This window comes from Saccharothrix sp. S26 (assembly GCF_021390395.1).
Lineage (GTDB): Bacteria > Actinomycetota > Actinomycetes > Mycobacteriales > Pseudonocardiaceae > Actinosynnema.
On sequence record NZ_JAJUWT010000031.1, the window covers coordinates 79066 to 95711 of the forward strand.

At 71.5% G+C, this 16646-nt stretch carries 9 protein-coding genes; 2 read left to right on the forward strand and 7 right to left on the reverse strand.

The features are described from left to right. Positions 1 to 10: 10 nt before the first annotated feature. The gene (gene yhjD / locus LZG04_RS37960) at positions 11 to 1021 is read left to right on the forward strand and encodes an inner membrane protein YhjD (protein WP_233826487.1); all 1011 of its coding nucleotides are present in this window, start codon (positions 11 to 13) and stop codon (positions 1019 to 1021) included. Between the two features lie 4 nt (positions 1022 to 1025). Here the strand turns inward: yhjD and LZG04_RS37965 are convergent, their stop codons facing one another. Together LZG04_RS37965 and LZG04_RS37970 are read right to left on the reverse strand one after the other, a co-directional pair. After that, positions 1026 to 1370 (reverse strand): hypothetical protein, encoded by a 345-nt coding sequence (locus tag LZG04_RS37965; RefSeq protein WP_233826489.1) that lies wholly within the window; start codon positions 1368 to 1370, stop codon positions 1026 to 1028. A 27-nt stretch (positions 1371 to 1397) separates the two neighbouring features. Further along, positions 1398 to 1634: an SCO4848 family membrane protein gene (locus LZG04_RS37970; RefSeq protein WP_233826491.1), complete on the reverse strand. Its 237-nt coding sequence runs from the start codon at positions 1632 to 1634 to the stop codon at positions 1398 to 1400. Between the two features lie 60 nt (positions 1635 to 1694). Here LZG04_RS37970 and LZG04_RS37975 point away from each other — a divergent pair, with 60 nt between their 5' ends. Then, a complete protein-coding gene (locus LZG04_RS37975; RefSeq protein ID WP_308199657.1) occupies positions 1695 to 2975 on the forward strand; it encodes a D-alanyl-D-alanine carboxypeptidase family protein in 1281 nt (426 codons plus the stop codon). A gap of 152 nt (positions 2976 to 3127) precedes the next feature. Here the strand turns inward: LZG04_RS37975 and LZG04_RS37980 are convergent, their stop codons facing one another. The 5 genes from LZG04_RS37980 to LZG04_RS38000 all read right to left on the reverse strand — a co-directional run bounded on the left by LZG04_RS37980 (position 3128) and on the right by LZG04_RS38000 (position 16468). Beyond that, on the reverse strand, positions 3128 to 3910 hold the full coding sequence (locus tag LZG04_RS37980; protein ID WP_233826493.1) for a succinate dehydrogenase iron-sulfur subunit: 783 nt from the start codon (positions 3908 to 3910) through the stop codon (positions 3128 to 3130). After that, positions 3910 to 5661 (reverse strand): succinate dehydrogenase flavoprotein subunit, encoded by a 1752-nt coding sequence (gene sdhA / locus LZG04_RS37985; protein ID WP_233826495.1) that lies wholly within the window; start codon positions 5659 to 5661, stop codon positions 3910 to 3912. The genes LZG04_RS37980 and sdhA overlap by 1 nt, the downstream gene beginning before the upstream one ends. Before the next feature lie 25 nt (positions 5662 to 5686). Beyond that, a complete protein-coding gene (locus LZG04_RS37990; protein WP_073885781.1) occupies positions 5687 to 6100 on the reverse strand; it encodes a succinate dehydrogenase hydrophobic membrane anchor subunit in 414 nt (137 codons plus the stop codon). Positions 6101 to 6102: 2 nt separating this feature from the next. After that, positions 6103 to 6528 (reverse strand): succinate dehydrogenase, cytochrome b556 subunit, encoded by a 426-nt coding sequence (gene sdhC, locus LZG04_RS37995; protein ID WP_233826497.1) that lies wholly within the window; start codon positions 6526 to 6528, stop codon positions 6103 to 6105. A 238-nt stretch (positions 6529 to 6766) separates the two neighbouring features. Next, entirely contained in the window at positions 6767 to 16468 is a 9702-nt protein-coding gene (locus LZG04_RS38000) for a hypothetical protein (protein ID WP_233826507.1), read from the reverse strand. Positions 16469 to 16646 lie beyond the last annotated feature (178 nt).

Sequence of the window (16646 nt, forward strand, 5' to 3'; positions counted from 1 at the left end):
GCTTTTCCGTGTGGCGGAAGACGCTGGGGCCGAGTCGAAGCTCGATCGGGTGCGCCGGGAACGGCCGTGGCTGGATCACCTGTTCCGCGCGGCCCAGCGGTACAGCGAGCAGTACGGGGCGCACTACGCGGCGGCGGTGACGTACTTCAGCGTGCTGTCGCTGGTGCCCATGTTGATGATCGGCTTCGCCGTGGCCGGTTTCGTGCTGGCCTCGCAGCCCGAGCTGCTGGGCGAGCTGCGGACGTCCATCACCGAGGCCGTGCCGGGCGCGTTGGGCGACACCATCAACGAGGTGGTGCAGGAGGCCATCAAGTCCAAGGGCACGGTCGGCGTGCTCGGCCTGCTCACCGCCGCCTACTCCGGCCTGGGGTGGATGAGCAACCTGCGTGACGCGTTGACCGCGCAGTGGGGCCACGCCAAGCAGGACCTGCCGTTCTTCAAGACGGTGTTGAAGGACTTCCTGGCGCTGGTCAGCCTGGGTGCGGCGCTGGTGGTGTCGTTCGGCCTGACCGCGGCGGGCAGCGGGCTGGCGGAGCTGGTGCTGCGGTGGGTCGGGCTGGACGGCGTCGGCTGGGCCGAGGCGATGCTCAAGATCGGCACGATCGTGCTGGGCCTGGTGGCGAACTGGCTGGTGTTCCTGTGGGTGCTGGCCAAGCTGCCGCGCAAGCCGTTCAGCCTGCGCAGCGCGGCCAAGGGCGCGGCCGCCGCGGCGATCGTGTTCGAGGTGCTCAAGCAGGGCGGGACGCTCTACCTGAGCACCGTCACGTCGTCACCGGCCGGCGCGGCGTTCGGCCCGATCATCGGTGTGCTGTTCTTCGCCAACCTGGTGGCCCAGTCGCTGCTGTTCATCACCGCCTGGACGGCCACCGCGCGGGAGAACCTGCTGCGCGACCCACCCACCCCGCCGCCACCCGCCGTGATCCGGCCGGTGGTGGAGGTGCGCCAGGGCCCCAGCCCCCGCGCCGCCGTGGGCCTGGTCGGCGCGGGACTGCTGCTGGGCGCGCTGTTCCGACGTCGGTGACGGCTCAGGTCCAGAAGACGGCGATGCCGACGTTCAGCACGACCAGGCCGCCCAGGACCGGCGCGAGCCAGGCGGCGGGCCTCTTCTTCAGGTTGACCGCCACCAGGGCCGCGATCACGACCAGGACCAGCAGCTTCACGCCGATCTTGATGTCGTTGTAGTCCTGGTCGGTCAGCGGTGCGAGGCCCATCAGCGCCACACCGGTGAGCAGCTGCAACGCGGCACCGTGCAGCCAGCCCTTGTTCAGCGGGGCGTCCGAGCCCGCCCGGCGCTGGACGAAGAACATCGCGATCAGCATGCCCATGCCGAGCAGGTGCAGGAACACCAGCAGTAGGCGCACGAACTCCACGGCGGAGCCTCCAGGTGTGGTGGGTTGTCAGTCGGACTCGGCGCGCCCGGCCGCACGCAGCCCGCGCACGCCCAACACGCCGATGATCGTGCCGAACGTGAGCGACACGACCACGAGCAGCAGGTGGACGGTGAAGAACGCGGTCGGGCCGCCGTCCCACGAGCGGGGGTCCTTCCAGATGTTGCGCAGGAAGGTCGGCCAGATCACCCAGGACCACACCCCGAAGGCAAGCAGGAAGACGGACATGCCGCGGGAGAGCTTCACCAGAGCAGTATCGGACGTGGCGGGTGCAGGTCACTCATCCGGGGTGGCTAGCCTGGTCGGGTGCGTTCCTCCGCGTTCCGACGGCCCGTTGCCCTGGTCCTGGCTGCTTGCGCGCTGATGGCCGGCGCGTCGATCGTGGCCGCACCGCTCGCGGCGGCCCAGCCGGCCTGCGAGAACAAGGTGTCGCCGCCCCCGCCGGTCGACACGTCCGAACAGGTGGCGCCGGGTGAGAAGCCCCCTCCGCCGATCGAAGTACCCGAGAGCCCGATCGGGGGACAGCGCCTCGGTGAGTGCGGCCTCGTGCTGCCGCCGAACGCGCCCGTGCCGCCGGACGGCATCACCGCCCAGAGCTGGCTGCTGGCCGACCTGGGCAGCGGCGCGGTGCTCGCGGCCCTCGACCCGCACGGCAGGCAGCGGCCCGCGTCGGTGATCAAGGTGCTGCTGGCGATGGTCGTGGCCAAGGAGCTCCCGCCCAACGCCACGGTGGTGGCGACGCCCGAAGACCTGGCGCAGGAGTGCACGTGCGTCGGGCTGCGCAACGGGGGCGAGTACACCGTCGAGCAGATGCTCCAGGCGCTGGTGATGGCGTCGGGCAACGACGTGGCGCACGCGCTGGCGCGCCGGCTGGGCGGCGTGCCGTCCGCGATCCGGAAGATGAACGCGCTGGCCGCCGAGCTGGGCGCGCTGGACACGCGGGCCGTGACGCCGTCCGGGCTGGACGCGCCGGGCACGTCGACGTCGGCCTACGACGTGGCGTTGATCTTCCGTGAGGCGATGAAGTACCCGGACTTCGTCAAGGCCGTGATGAAGCAGCGGATCGACTTCCCGGCGGCCAACGGCAACGGGACCGTGCCGGTGGTCAACGACAACCGGCTGCTGGCCACGTACGAGGGGGCGTTGGGCGGCAAGTCGGGGTTCACCGACGACGCGCAGCACACCTACGTCGGCGCGGCCGAGCGCAACGGCAAGCGGCTCGTCGTCGTGCTGCTGAGGGGCCAGCAGCAGCCGACCCGGATGACCGACCAGGCCGCCCGCCTGCTCGACTACGGCTTCGCCCTGGAACCGGCCGCGGCGAGCAACCCGGTCGGCCGGCTGGTCGAGGGCGCGCCGCAGGCGAAGAAGAAGACCACCGAGCCGAAGCCGACGCCGACCAGCGCGGGTGTGGGCGAGGTCGCCAACACCACGCCGCAGGCCTCCGAGCCGTCGGCCATGCAGACGGCGTTCGGCAACGTGGGCGGCCCGATCACCGCCGTGGCCGGCCTGGGCCTGGTCCTGGGCCTGCTGATGTACCTGCGCAACCGCCGCGCCAAAGCCGCCCGCGCCGCCCGCCAACAACCCTGACCCCGCGAGAGTCCTACGCTCACACCGCGAGAGTCCTACGTTCAAGACCCCCGAATTCAACGCTCACGACGAACGGCACTGCTCTGAGCGTTGAACTCGGGGGTTCTGAACGTAGGACTCTCGCGTCTTGAACGTAGGACTCTCGCGGGGGGTTAGACGCGCTTGAAGAGGAGGGCGCGCTTGACTTCCTGGATCGCCTTGGTCACCTGGATGCCGCGCGGGCAGGCGTCGGTGCAGTTGAAGGTCGTGCGGCAGCGCCACACGCCGTCCACGTCGTTCAGGATGTCCAGCCGCTCCTCGGCACCCTCGTCACGGCTGTCGAAGATGAACCGGTGGGCGTTCACGATCGCCGCCGGGCCGAAGTAGGAGCCCTCGGTCCAGTACACCGGGCACGACGTGGTGCACGCGGCGCACAGGATGCACTTGGTGGTGTCGTCGAACCGCTCGCGGTCGGCGATGGACTGGATCCGCTCGCGCGTCGGCTCGTTGCCGTACGTGATGAGGTACGGCTTGACCGCCTTGAACGCCTCGAAGAACGGCTCCATGTCGACCAGCAGGTCCTTGTGGACCGGCAGGCCCTTGATGGGCTCGATGGTGATCGTGGTCGGCTTGCCACCGGACGCCAGCAGGTCCTTCAGCAGCACCTTGCACGCCAGCCGGTTCACGCCGTTGATGCGCATGGCGTCCGAGCCGCAGATGCCGTGGGCGCACGACCGGCGGAACGTCAGCGTCCCGTCGATGTACCACTTCACGTAGTGCAGCAGGTTCAGCACCCGGTCCGACGGCAGGGCCGGGATCTCGAACGAGTCCCAGCGCGGCTCGTCGTCGAACTCCGGGTTGAACCGGCGCACCTTCAGGGTGACGGTGATCGCGCCGTCCGGCACGGGGGGCTGGTTCCCGCGCGAGCCGGTGGACACTTCAGCGGTAGCGGTCATCAGTACTTGCGCTCCATCGGCTGGTACCGGGTGAACGTCACGGGCTTGTAGTCGAGCCGGATGTCGGCCAGCAAGCCGTCGCCCTGCTTGTAGTACATGCTGTGGCGCATGAAGTTCGTGTCGTCGCGGTTGGGGTAGTCCTCGCGCGCGTGACCGCCGCGGGACTCCTTGCGCGCCAACGCGCCCACGACGAGAACCTCGGCCAGCTCCAGGAGGAAGCCCAGCTCGACCGCCTCTAGGAGGTCGGTGTTGAACCGCTTCCCCTTGTCCTGCACGGTGATCCGCGAGTACCGCTCCTTCAACGCCTGCACGTCGTGCAGCGCCTGCTTGAGCGTGTCCTCGGTGCGGTACACCGACGCGTTGGCGTCCATCGTGGCCTGCAGCTCGGTGCGGATGTCGGCCACGCGCTCCTGGCCGTGCTCGGACAGCACCAGCGCCACCTGCGCCTCGACGGCCGCGGCGGGGTTCTCCGGCAGGTCGACGTGGTCGTGCGACAACGCGTACTCGGCGGCGGCGATGCCCGCGCGGCGGCCGAAGACGTTGATGTCCAGCAACGAGTTCGTGCCGAGCCGGTTCGCACCGTGGACGGACACGCACGCGCACTCGCCGGCGGCGTACAGGCCGGGCACGACGTTGTCGTTGTCCCGCAGCACCTCACCGTGCACGTTGGTCGGGATGCCACCCATCGCGTAGTGCGCGGTCGGGTAGACCGGCACCGGCTCCTTCACCGGGTCGACCGCGAGGTAGGTGCGGGCGAACTCGGTGATGTCGGGCAGCTTGGTCTCCAGCACCTCCGCGCCCAGGTGGGTGCAGTCGAGGAGCACGTAGTCCTTGTTCGGGCCCGCGCCGCGGCCTTCCAGCACCTCCAGCGCCATGGACCGGGCGACGATGTCACGCGGCGCGAGGTCCTTGATGGTGGGCGCGTAGCGCTCCATGAACCGCTCGCCGGAGGCGTTGCGCAGGATCGCGCCCTCGCCGCGCGCGCCCTCGGTGAGCAGGATGCCCAGGCCCGCGAGACCGGTCGGGTGGAACTGGTAGAACTCCATGTCCTCCAGCGGCAGGCCCTTGCGGAACACGATGCCCATGCCGTCGCCGGTCAGCGTGTGCGCGTTGGACGTGGTCTTGAAGACCTTGCCGAAGCCGCCGGTGGCGAACACCACGGACTTGGCCTGGAACACGTGGATCTCGCCGGTCGCCAGCTCGTAGGCCACCGCGCCGGTGCACACCGGGCCGTCGGCGGTCTCGGTCAGGCAGATGTCGAGCACGTAGAACTCGTTGAAGAACTCGATGCCGTGCTTGACGCAGTTCTGGTACAGCGTCTGCAGGATCATGTGGCCGGTGCGGTCGGCCGCGTAGCACGCCCGGCGCACGGCCGCCTCGCCGTGGTTGCGGGTGTGGCCGCCGAACCGCCGCTGGTCGATCTTGCCCTCGGGCGTGCGGTTGAACGGCAGGCCCATCTTCTCCAGGTCGAGGACCGCGTCGATGGCCTCCTTCGCCATGATCTCGGCGGCGTCCTGGTCGACCAGGTAGTCACCGCCCTTGATCGTGTCGAAGGTGTGCCACTCCCAGTTGTCCTCCTCCACGTTCGCCAGCGCGGCGCACATGCCGCCCTGGGCCGCGCCCGTGTGGGAACGCGTGGGGTAGAGCTTGGTGAGCACCGCCGTGCGCGCGCGCTGGCCGGACTCGATCGCCGCGCGCATCCCGGCGCCACCCGCGCCGATGATGACGACGTCGTACTTGTGGAACTGCATGGCTGTGAGCACTCCCCGCAGCGGGTCAGTCGGTGATGTTCGGGTCGAAGGTGAAGATCACGTACGTGCCGAGGGCGATGATCAGCACCATCGAGACGTACAGCAGCACCTTGAGCCAGAACCGGGTCGCGTCCTTGCGGGCGTAGTCGTTGATCACGGTGCGCAGGCCGTTGCCGCCGTGGATCTGGGCCAGCCACAGCATCGCCAGGTCCCAGAACTGCCAGAACGGCGAGGCCCACCGGCCCGCGACGAAACCGAAGTTGATGCGGTGCACGCCGCCGTCGAGGATGTTCATGATGAACAGGTGCCCGAGCACCAGCACGACCAGCGCGACGCCCGAGATGCGCATGAACAGCCAGCTGTAGAGCTCGAAGTTGCTGCGGCGGGCGGCGGGGCGGCGCGGGGAGCGCGGCTTGTCCAGGGTCAGGGATTCGCTCATGATCAGTGACCCCCACCGAGCAGGTCGGTAACCGTGCGGACCAGCATGTAGTAGGTGCCGGGGATCATCACCAGCACCCAGACGACGAGCACCGCCCACAGCATCTGCTTCTGGTAGCGCGCGCCCTTCTCCCAGAAGTCGACGAGCATCACGCGGATGCCGTTGAGCGCGTGGTAGAGGACCGCGCCGACCAGGCCGACCTCGAACAGGTTGACGACCGGGTTCTTGTAGGTCTCGATGACCTTGTCGTACGCGTCCGGCGACACCCGCACCAGCGCGGTGTCCAGGACGTGCGCGAACAGGAAGAAGAACGTCAACACACCGGTGATGCGGTGGGCGACCCAGGACCACATCCCCAGGTCGCCGCGGTAGAGCGTTCCGCCCCCTTTAGAGGTGCCCGCCCGCTCGGGTGCGGTGGTGCCGGCCATGCGCAACGGCCTCCAGCGTCAGTGGTGGACTGGTCTCCGGTACGTGCGTACGCGGACCTTGACCCTCGGATGCTAGACCCGCTCGAGCCACCCGACCCAACAGCCCGACCCGTCTGTGAGCGACGAGACACCACCTGGTCACTGGATCGATTCCCCTCACCGTCGGGGATCTCCGGCTGTGCGGTGCCGATCACCCCGACAGGTGATCGGCACCGTCCACTGGGGACCACGCCGCAGGTCAGCGCGCCCGGTAGGTGGCCACCCCGCGCACCACGGCCAGGTCGACGTGCACCTCCGGCTGGACCGGACCGGTGAACGGCGGCAGCCGCAGCGGTTGGGGCACGCCGGGCAGGTGGATGACCAGGTTCACCCCCAGGCGGGTGGCGATGAGCCGTCCGGCGAGGTCGCGGGCGTTGCCCGCCCGGGCGTTCTCCGCCGGGTCCTGGAGCGACCAGTTCAGGTTCTCCACCAGCGCGCCGTACAGGTGGGTCTTGCGCATCGGGTGGGACGCGGTGAAGTCGGCCACCTGCTCGGGGATGGCGGTGGCGGAGTTCACCACTTCGTGTCGCAGGTGCGCCGGTGGGACGTTGACGACCTGTGCGACCGCCGCGTACAGGCCGCCGGGCGCGGGTGGTGGCGCGGAGGGCAGCAGGTCGTTCGCGGTGAAGTGGAGGTGCTTCAGGGCCTCGTTGACGAGGTGGGGAGGCACCGGCGCGGGCACGGGGGTCGGGGGTGGCGACGCGAGGTGAGTGTTCGGAGTGGACGGTGCGCCGACCGTCGCGCGCGGGTCGGGCGTCGGCGGGGTGGGTGCGGCGGTCGGCGTGGTGGCCGGTGCCGTCGGCAGCGGGGACGCGGGTGCCGGCACGGTGGGCGGTGCGGGTGCCGGGGTGGTGTCGGTGTCGGCCGGTGGTGGGAGTGGTGGTGCCGGTCGCGTGCTTGGGCCGGGTTGGGTGCCGTTCGAGGTGGAAGCGTCGGCCGTCGAGGTGGTGGTGCCGGGGTCGGTCGGTGGGTGGTCGCCGGGTGGGGGCGGCGTCGGGCGGTTGAAGTCGGCGATCCGCTGGTCGACCACCGTGCGGGCGTTCCACCAGGCGCGTTGGCGCTCGTCGGCCGTGGCGCGGCGGTTCTCCAGCTCGACCTCGGCGGCGGTGATCTGGGCTTCCAGGTCCGCGATGGCCTGCTCGACCCGCTGGTGCTCCTGCTGCGCGGCCTGGCGGGCGTCCTCCGCGCGTCGAGCGGCTTCACGGCCGCCGCCCAGCGCGGTGTCGGCGGTCTCCAGGTCGCCCTGGGCGGTGTCGAGGTGGCCCTCGGCCACGCCGAGGTCGCTGCGAGCCTGACCGGCGGCGCGCCCGGCCTCGTCCGCCTTCCCCCGCGCGTCGGCCTGCTTCCCGACGGCCTCGGCGTTCGCGGCCCGCGCGTCGTTCGCGACGCCGACCGCCGTGTCGACCTCGGCCTCACGGGCGTCACGCGTGGCGCGGGCGTCGTCCACCGCGCCGACCAGGCCCTTGGCCGTCGGGTCGTCGGCGATCGAGGTGTTCCCGGGCAGCGCGTCGAGGTGCTGGTCGAGGTCGTGCTGGGCCAGGTCCAGCGCGGCCTGCGCCTCGTCCAGCCTGGCCTGGGCCGCCTCGACCTGCGCGTTCGCCGTCGCCAGGTCACGCGCGGTCGCCCGCACGTCGGCGTCGGCGTCGCCCAGGGCGTCCCGTGCGGCCTGGTGGGCGGCATCCAGGGTCGCGACCCGCGCCCGCAGCGTCCCCACCTCGGTGCTCGCGTCGTCCCGCGCGGTCCGCGCGTCCCGGACGGCCCGCTCCAGGTCGGGCACCCGGCCCGCCTGCGCGAGCTGGTCGCCGATGGCCGTGTTGTGCCGCGTCTGCGACTCGGTCAGGTCCCGCTGGAGCAGGGCGACCTCGGCGGCCACCCGGTTGATCACGGCCTGCGCGTCGTGCCGGGCGCGGTCCACCTCCAGCTCCGCGTCGCGCCACGCCTTCGCGGTGTCCTTGACCGCGGTCTGCGCGTCGTGCAGCTCGACGCCCAGGTCACGGCCCAGCACCACCTCGGCCTCCGGCGACGGCATCCGCACCGACGCCGAGCCCGGCACCCGCAGGTCCACCACACCGGTCTTGCCGCCGATCGTGGCGACCACGCGGTACTCCACGTCGAAGTCGACCAGCCCGGTGCGGCCCTGCGGCTTGAGGTTGTTGACCTTGTTGTTCGTCGCGCCGCCGGACAGCGCCTCGGCGTCCTCGGCGGCGTGCCGGGTCTCGACGCCGCCCGTGGTGAAACCGGCCGTGTCCTTGGGATCCTGGCCGCGCTCGACCGAGGCGCTGCCGGTCGCCCAGCCCGCCGACACGTCGCCGGTCTCGCTGTGCTTGGCCTCCCCGGAGGTCGTGGTGACCGACGACTTCGGGTTCTCCAGGTTCACGCCGTCGCTCAGCCCGCCCAGCCGCGGGTTGACCAGCTTCGCGTACACCTTCACGTCGGCGTGCTGCCCGAACGCGAGAGCCGCCTCGTGCAGGCCCGGCACGTCCAGCGGGCCGTCGAGCATCCCCGGCAGGCTCGGCTGGAGGTTCTCCGAGCTGAGCGTGGCCAGCAGCGTGTTCAGCGGGCCGGTGCCCTTGCCGGTGATGCCCTTGTTCGCGCCCGCCGCGGTCAGCGCCTGGACCGCCGCGGCACGCAGGTCGCGCGCGCCGCGCAGGTTCTCCACCGACGCCTTCGCGGGCAGCGTCGCCGGCGACCCGGCGCGCTGCCAGGCCGCCGCGGCCTCCGGCGTGCCCTGCGCGGCGGGCCGCGCGGTCGTGGTCGCCGAGTAGCCCGCCGGCGGGGTGGCGGACGGCGTGGACACCTTCTGGTTGTCACCGTGCAGCCGCACGCCGATGTCCTGCGGTCGGCCGGTGGCCCGGGCGACGACCTGGTCGCCCTTCTCCACCACCAGCTCGAACTCGATGGGCACGGTGTACTTCGCCGCCGGGCCGCCACCCGCGCGCAGGTGGCCGAACTGCTCCGTCGTCGCCTTGGTGATCGTGCTGCTGTGCTGCTGCCCGACGTTGGCCGCGGCGATGACGCCCACGCCGCCGCTGACGTTGGGGTTCGCGCTGCCCGGCTGGGCCAGGCCCGGCGACTTCAGGCCGACGCCCCAGCCGGTGGCCCTGCCCTGCCCGCCGGTCACCTTCCGGGCCCCGGCGATGGTGTGCTCCATGTCGACGCCGTCGTTCACGACGCCCTCGAACCGCGGCGTGTCCGTGATCCGCGCCTTGAGCGTGACCTGGTAGGTGTCCTTGCCGAACGTGCCGGGGTGGTGCAGCAGCAACGGCACGCCGCCGTCCAGCGCGCTGTCGATCATCGCCTTGGCGCTCGTCGGCGAGGTGAAGTCGACCAGCCGCTGGAAGTTGTTCATCGAGTCCTTGAGCACCGAGTCCGGCACCAGGTCGCTCTTGAACCGGCCGCCCGTCTCCGCGTTGACGTCCTTGATCAGGCCCGAGACCAGGCCGGACAGGTCCGGCGCGGTGTCCAGCGTGCTCAGGCCGAGCGAACTGGGGTGGTCCGGGGTGAGGGTGGCGGGCGGGGCCATCGTGCCGAACGCGGGCGGCGGCGTCTTCGGCTGCACCTTGGGCAGCACGCCCAGCTCGCGCGCCACGTCCTCGCTGACCCGCACGAACACGCCGCCGGGCAGGGTGACCTTCGCGCCCTCCACGCGGGGCGTGCCGCCGTACACGGCGTTGCCCGACCGGCTCTCGCCGACCACGGTGACGTCCGCGTCGAGCTGGATCAGCACGGTCCGCGCGTTGTTGGGGGTGACGAAGTTGCGGTCGACGCTGCCGCTGACCTCGGTCGCGCTGGTCTTCGACGACGAGTACGGCGTGTACTTGCCCGCCACGGCCACACCGCCCGAGCCGGACGCGGGCTTGGGCTGGCCCGCGGGCGGCGGTGTCACGTTCGGCTTGACCGGCACGTTCACGCCGGCGGTGAAGTCGACGGTGTGGCTGCTGGTCTTCGCGTCACCGGCCTTGTAGCCGCCGGTGCTCGCGTTCTCGGTGCCGGTGTTGTCGGAGATCGACACCAGCTTCGGGTTGCCCAGCTCGATCGCCATGCCGATCGCGCCGGAGCGGTCGGTGACCCGTCGGCCGTACTTGAGGCCGGTCTCCTGCATGCCGGTCTCGGTCAGCTTGCGCAGGTTGGCCTTGATGCTCTCCGGGCTGAACAGCTTGTCGATCTGGTTGCGCGCCTCGGTGCCGGGCACGGTCAGCGACGAGTCGCCCTTCGCGGCCCGGTTGAGCGCCTCGATGGCCTGGTCGCGCACCGCCTCGGTGTTGACCACCGCCTCGACGTGCAGGAAGTTCGGCGCGGCGGGCCGCGGCACGGGCGGGTTGAGCAGGTCCTTGATCGTCGGCGGGGTGTCCAGCCTGGTCGCGACCGGGTCACCGGGTCGGAAGCCGGACGGGTCGTGGTCCAGCGAGGAGCTGTCCGCGACCCACAGGTGCACCGGGCCCGCGATCCGGTCCAGGCTCACCACGCCGGGCGGGTTGGGGCCGCCGGTCCGGGCGACGACCTTCGGCTCGGGCACCTCCAGGAACGGCGAGCCCGGCGTCACCCGCTTGACCCACGCCCGGTTGCGGCTGAACGTGGTGACCTCGACGTAGAACTCCAGGTCCTGCTGGAACACCTGGGCGTCCGGGCTGCCGACGTTGAGCCCGGTGCTGGTCACCGTGGGCCCGCCGGTGTTCTTCGCGCCCCACGCGTAGGTGTACTTCGCGCCGAACTGCGGCGTCGGGGTGAGCGAGGCGGCACCCGTCTTGACCGGGAACACCGCCTTGCCCTCGATGCCGATGTTGACCGACTTCTGCGTGGCGGTGGTGCTGTCCAGCTTCGGCGCGGTGTTCGCCGAGCCGCGCACGTTGCGCGCGTCGGCCTGGCCGAGGTGGGTCGTGCCGACCGGTCGGGCGCGCACGGTGATGTTGACGTAGTCGTTGGTGCTCAGGCCGCGCTTCTTGAGCTGCACCTGCACGCCGGGGCCGAGCAGGCTGTCCATCTTGGTCTTCAGCGCGGTCGGCGACAGCTCCGCGTCGAGCTTGCGCTGGTTGGCCATGGCCTCCGCGACGTCGGCCAGGGACTGGCCCTTGCGCGGGCCCGTGGTGGCGTCGTTCCAGCCCGGCAGGAACTTCTTGAAGCCGGGCAGGTCCCGCAACGTGGCCTGGACCTGCGACTGCACCTGCGCGCCCGGGCCGAACTCGCCGACCTTGACGTTGCCCGCCGCCAAGTCCGCGGCCAGGTAGGGGGGCAGGAACTTGGGGGTGGTGGTGGGCCTGGTCAACCCGGCCGGACCGCCCGGCGGCACGGGCAGGTTCACCGACGCGGCCTCGGGCAGGCCGACCCGCAGGTAGGTGGTGACCGGCATGACGACGTCCGCGCCGTTGGGCGTGCGGATGTGCACGTTCGCGGTCACCTTGTAGAGGCCGGTGTCGCCCTTGAGCTGGATGCCGGTGCGGGTGCTGGAAGTGGTGCCCGCGTTCGAAGACTCCGCGGTGCGGGTCGAGTAGCCGCCGGTGACGCCCGCACCGCCGCCGATCACGTTCGGCAGGCCCGCACCGCCGCCGACGCCGGCGGTGGCGTCGAAGCCGGTCTTGGTGGTGGCGGTGACCGAGCTGCCGGTGGCCTGGGACTCGTGCAGCCGCAGCTGGGCGGCGTCGGTGGTGCCGACGAGTTCGGCGGTCAGCAGGGTCGCCTTCATCTGCACGGCGTTGGCCTTGCTGCCGTGCGGGCTGATCAGGTCCGGCGAGGTCACCCAGCCGCCGAGCATCGCGCCCAGGTTGTCGCGGACCGTGGTGGGGTTGAGGAAGTCGCGCAAGGCGGTGCGGCCGGGCGCGCCGATCTTGGTGATCGACGGGTGCATCTTCGCGGCCACGGCGGTGAACGCCGCCTGCGCGTCGAAGTCGGTGACCGCTTCGGGCGTCGGGTGCTCCAGCTTGTCGCCCCAACCCGCGGGCAGCGGCACGGCCGGTCGGGCGTTGCCGGAGTCGGCGATCGTGCCCAGGTCGTTCGGCACGGCGAGGGTGACGCCGCCGTTGACCGCCTGGGGCGGGCGGGCGGTGCCGTTGGCGGCGGTCAGCCGGACCTCGAAGGAGACAGGGACGTCGACGGTGGTCGAGCTCTCGCCGCCGCGGATGATCCGCTGGTCCACCGTGCCGGAGGACGTGTTCAGCGTGGTGGCGGGCGTGGCCAGCTGCGCCTTGCCGGCCAGCGAACCGTACGGCCCGACGCCCGCGCTCGCCGCCGCCGCGAGGCCGACGTCGTTGGCGGTGGCGAGGGTGGTGGCGGTGCCCGTGGTCGTGCCGGACTGGGCCGTCATGTCCACTTTGGTCGTGGTGGACGGCGTGCTGGTGACCGCGGCGGCGTCGGCCGGGGGCAGCATCGTGGCGCGGACGTTGGCCTCGTACCAGGTGCCGTCGATCTTGACCTGGAAGTCGCGGCCGTGGCCGAGGAACGACTCGAAGTCGTTCTCCAGCGCGCTTTCGATGACGGCGGCGTCGTCCGGCGTGATGCCGGTCATGACGCTCGTGACGTGCTGCGCGCCGCGCACGTCGGTGGGCGCGATCGTGCCGAGCGCCTTGCCCTGCTGGAAGAAGTCCGGCAGGTTCCGCGACGCCAGCACGGGCCTCGGACCGGGCGCGGGTGCGGGGTTCGGTGCCGGTGCCGGTGCCGGGGCGGGTGCGGGTGCGGGGGTGGTGGTGTTCGGGCCCGGGTTCGTCGTCGTGTCGGTGGTCGTCGTGGGGGCGTCGGTGGTCGCGTCGGTGGCGTTCGGGTCGGTCGTCGCGTCGGTGGTCGCCGGGGTGGGCAGGTCGACCATCGGGATCGGCGCGGTGCCGGTCGGCTGCGGCGGCGCGGGGCGCGTGGACGGGCTGGTCGACGGGGGCGGGCCGGTGAAGTAGTCGTCCAGCATGGTCTGGAACGAGCTCGCCGGGTCGAAGTTGTTCCACTTGGTCGGCGTCCGGTTGAACTCGCGGTTGAGCGAGTCGATGTTGGTCTGGTAGCGGACGCGGCCGTCGGGGAACTGGTTGTACTGCGGGGGCCGGCCGTCGCGTTCGGCCAGCGCGTCGGTGATCCGGCGGGCCAGCAGCTCGGTCACGGCCTCGTCGGGGTTGACGTTGCGGCTGTAGACGCCGCCCTGCCCGTCCCGGTGGGCGAAGGTCTGGTGGCTGCCCACCGAGTGCACGTGCATGAACTCGTGGGTGAGCAGGTGGCGGATGGCGTCGGACTTGCGTGCGGGGTCGGTGGTGAGGCCGTCGAGGTGGTCGGTGTTGAGCAGGACGTGCCCGTTGATGGCGCGTGCCGGGTTGGTGAGGGTGCTTTCGATCAGCGCGTCGCGGGCCGCGTTGACGTCGCCGTTGGGGCCGACCTTCGCGCGGACGGCCTGGTCCAGGAGGGCGTCCAGGCGCGCGATGGTGTCGGCGTCGTTGTTGTCGAGGCGGCGCAGGAAGTCGCCGGCGAGGATTTCGTCGCGGGTGCCGCGCAGGTCGGCGCTCTGCGCGTCGGGTGCTGACTCCAGTGCCGTGTCCAGCTCCTGTTGGAGCGCGAAGTGCTTGGCGAACGTCTGCTGGTCGAGTTGGACGACCAGGTCGGGGTTCACGTTCGGCGTGGTGGTGACGCCGTGGTCGGCGTTCAGCGTGCCGAACAGCGCGTCGAAGCCCGCCCGGACCTGGCCGATGTCGACCTGGACGCCCGCGATCGTCAGCGGCGCGGACGGGATCTCGGCCGGCAGTCGGTCGAGGACGCCGTCCTTCAGGGCGTTGTCCCGGACGTCGGAGAACCGGCCCGCCGGCGCGGCGGGCGCGGTCGTCTGCACCGGGGGCGCGCCGGGTGGCGGCGGGGGTGCGGCCGGTCCGGTCGTGGTGCCCGGTGTCGCGGGTGCGGTCGTCGTGCCCGGGGGTGGGGGCGGCGGCGGTGGCGCGGGGGTCTGCTGCGTGAAGGTCGCCCCCGGTGGCGGGGGCGGGGGTGGTGGTGCGGGCGGGCCCACCGGGCGGACGTCGGGGCGTGCGTCGGCCCGGGTGTCGGGCTGCGCGCTGGGCTGGGTGTCGGGCTGGGTGCCGAACTCGGGCGGCCTGGGCGGCGGGGTCTGGGTGGGCGAGTCCGGGTCGTGCAGGGTGGCGTGGTCGGCGTCGGGCACCACGACCTGGCTGTCGGTGGTGCGCTCGATCTGCCACAGGTGCCGCGGCTTGATCGACGGGTCGGCGTGCACACCGGCCCCCATCAGGCCGTCGTCGTTCACCACGAGGTTGGACTGGGTGTGTCCGGGCGGCAGCGGTTTGCCGTCGCTGTTGAAGATGCGGGCGCTCGGACCGGGTGCGTCCTTGTACTCGTCGGGCAGGCCGAAGTAGTGCGCCACCTCGTGGGCGAGCACGTTGGACGAGGTCTGCGTGCCCCAGTTGAGCTGGTCGGCGTCCTTGGCCGACGTGACGTCGACCGTGGTGTGCGCCTGCGCGGGGTCGGTGACGAACTCCACCCTGGCGTGGAACTGGTCGCCGGAGGGCAGCCGGTAGCCCTGGTTCAACAACCGGTCGACGCCCTCGGTGGTCTTGCGCTGCACGGCGTCCACATCGGACTGCGTGACGCCGTCGCCGGGGTTGAGGTGGACCTTGAGCGTGTACTCCTTGACCCAGACGCCCGGCGCGACCTCCATGCGGCGCACGTCGTGGCGGATCAGACCGGTCAGGGAGTCGACCTTGCCCGGCGTGCTGGACCGCTGCACGTCGGCGACCTCGGTGTCGACCGTGCGCACGGGTGCCTTGTCCCGCACGGAATCCCACTGCGCCGCCGGTCGCGGGTCCTTGGGCGCGGACCAGTCCGCCGTCGTCGCGGTGCTGTGGCGCCAGGACTCGTCGGCCGCGACGCTCCTGGTGGTGCTCGGGCTCGGCGGCGGGACGACGTCGGCGCTCGGCGTGGTGATCGTGCCGTCGGGTGGCGCGGACCGCGTCCCTCCCGAGCTGTCGGGCCGCGCGCCGCCGAAGTACTCGTCCAGCATGGTCTGGAACGTGCCCTCGGCGTCGAACTTCACCCACTTGCTGGTCTTGTCGAACTCCTTGTTCAGGTCGACGACGTTGCCCTCGTAGCGGTTGTTGCCGTCCGGGAACTGGTTGTACTGCGGTGGCCTGCCGTCGCGCTCGGCCAGGACGTCGGTGATGTTGCGGGCCAACATCTCGGTCATGGCCTCGTCGGGGTTGACGTCCTTCTTGTAGACACCTCCCTGCCCGTCCCGGTGGGCGAACGTGACGTCGCTGCCCACGGAGTTCAGGTGCATGAACTCGTGGACGAGCAGGTGCCTGATGGCGTCGGACTTGCGCGACGGGTCGGTGGTGAGGCCGCCGAGGTGGTCGTTGTTGAGCAGCACGTGGCCGTTGATGGAGCGGGCCGGGTTGGTGAGGGTGCTCTCCACCAGCGCCTCGCGTGCCGGGCCGACGTTGCCGTTCGGGCCGACCTTGGCCCGGACGACCTGGTCGAGCAGGGCTTCCAGGCGCGCGACGGTGGCCGGGTCGTGGCCGGCGAGGCGGTGCATGAAGTCGGGCGAGAGGATCTCGTCGCGGACCCGTTGCGGGTTGTCGATGCCCTGTTGGCCGAGCTGGTCGGCGGTGACGTCGGACTGGCCCTTGAGCACCCCGTCGAGTTCCTGCTGGACGGCGAAGTGCTTGGCGAAGGAGTGCTGGTCGAACTGCACGATCAGGTCGGGCGTCACGATGGGCTTCTTGGTGACGCCGTGGTTGGCGTTCAACGTGTCGAAGAGCGCGTCGAAGCCCGCCTGGACCTGGCCGATGTCGACCTGGACGTCCGCGATGTCCATCGTCACGGGCGTGATCTGGGCCGGGAGGCGGTGCTTGATGCCGTTCTTCAGGGCGTTGTCGCGCCCGGCCGAGAACGGGCCTGCCGGTGCGGAGGGCGCGGACGCCTGGGCCGGGGGCATCCCGGGCGGCGGTGGCGCCAGCCCGACGAACCCCGGCGGGGGCGGCGGAGGGGCGCTGAACCCGGGCGGTGGGGGTGGCGGCGGGGCGCCGAATCCCGGCGGGGGCGGCGGTGCCTGGTTGCCGAAGCCGGGCGGGGGTGGCGGGGGCGGGGGTGCCTGGTTCCCGGCACCGGGTGGC

What these genes read in the sequence shown, in the direction of transcription:
- sdhA (WP_233826495.1), bottom strand. Translation starts at nt 5,661, where the DNA reads ATGCAGTTCCACAAGTACGACGTCGTCATCATCGGCGCGGGTGGCGCC.
- LZG04_RS37980 (WP_233826493.1), bottom strand. Translation starts at nt 3,910, where the DNA reads ATGACCGCTACCGCTGAAGTGTCCACCGGCTCGCGCGGGAACCAGCCC.
- LZG04_RS38000 (WP_233826507.1), bottom strand. Translation starts at nt 16,468, where the DNA reads ATGCCCCCGGCCCAGGCGTCCGCGCCCTCCGCACCGGCAGGCCCGTTC.
- LZG04_RS37990 (WP_073885781.1), bottom strand. Translation starts at nt 6,100, where the DNA reads ATGAGCGAATCCCTGACCCTGGACAAGCCGCGCTCCCCGCGCCGCCCC.
- sdhC (WP_233826497.1), bottom strand. Translation starts at nt 6,528, where the DNA reads ATGGCCGGCACCACCGCACCCGAGCGGGCGGGCACCTCTAAAGGGGGC.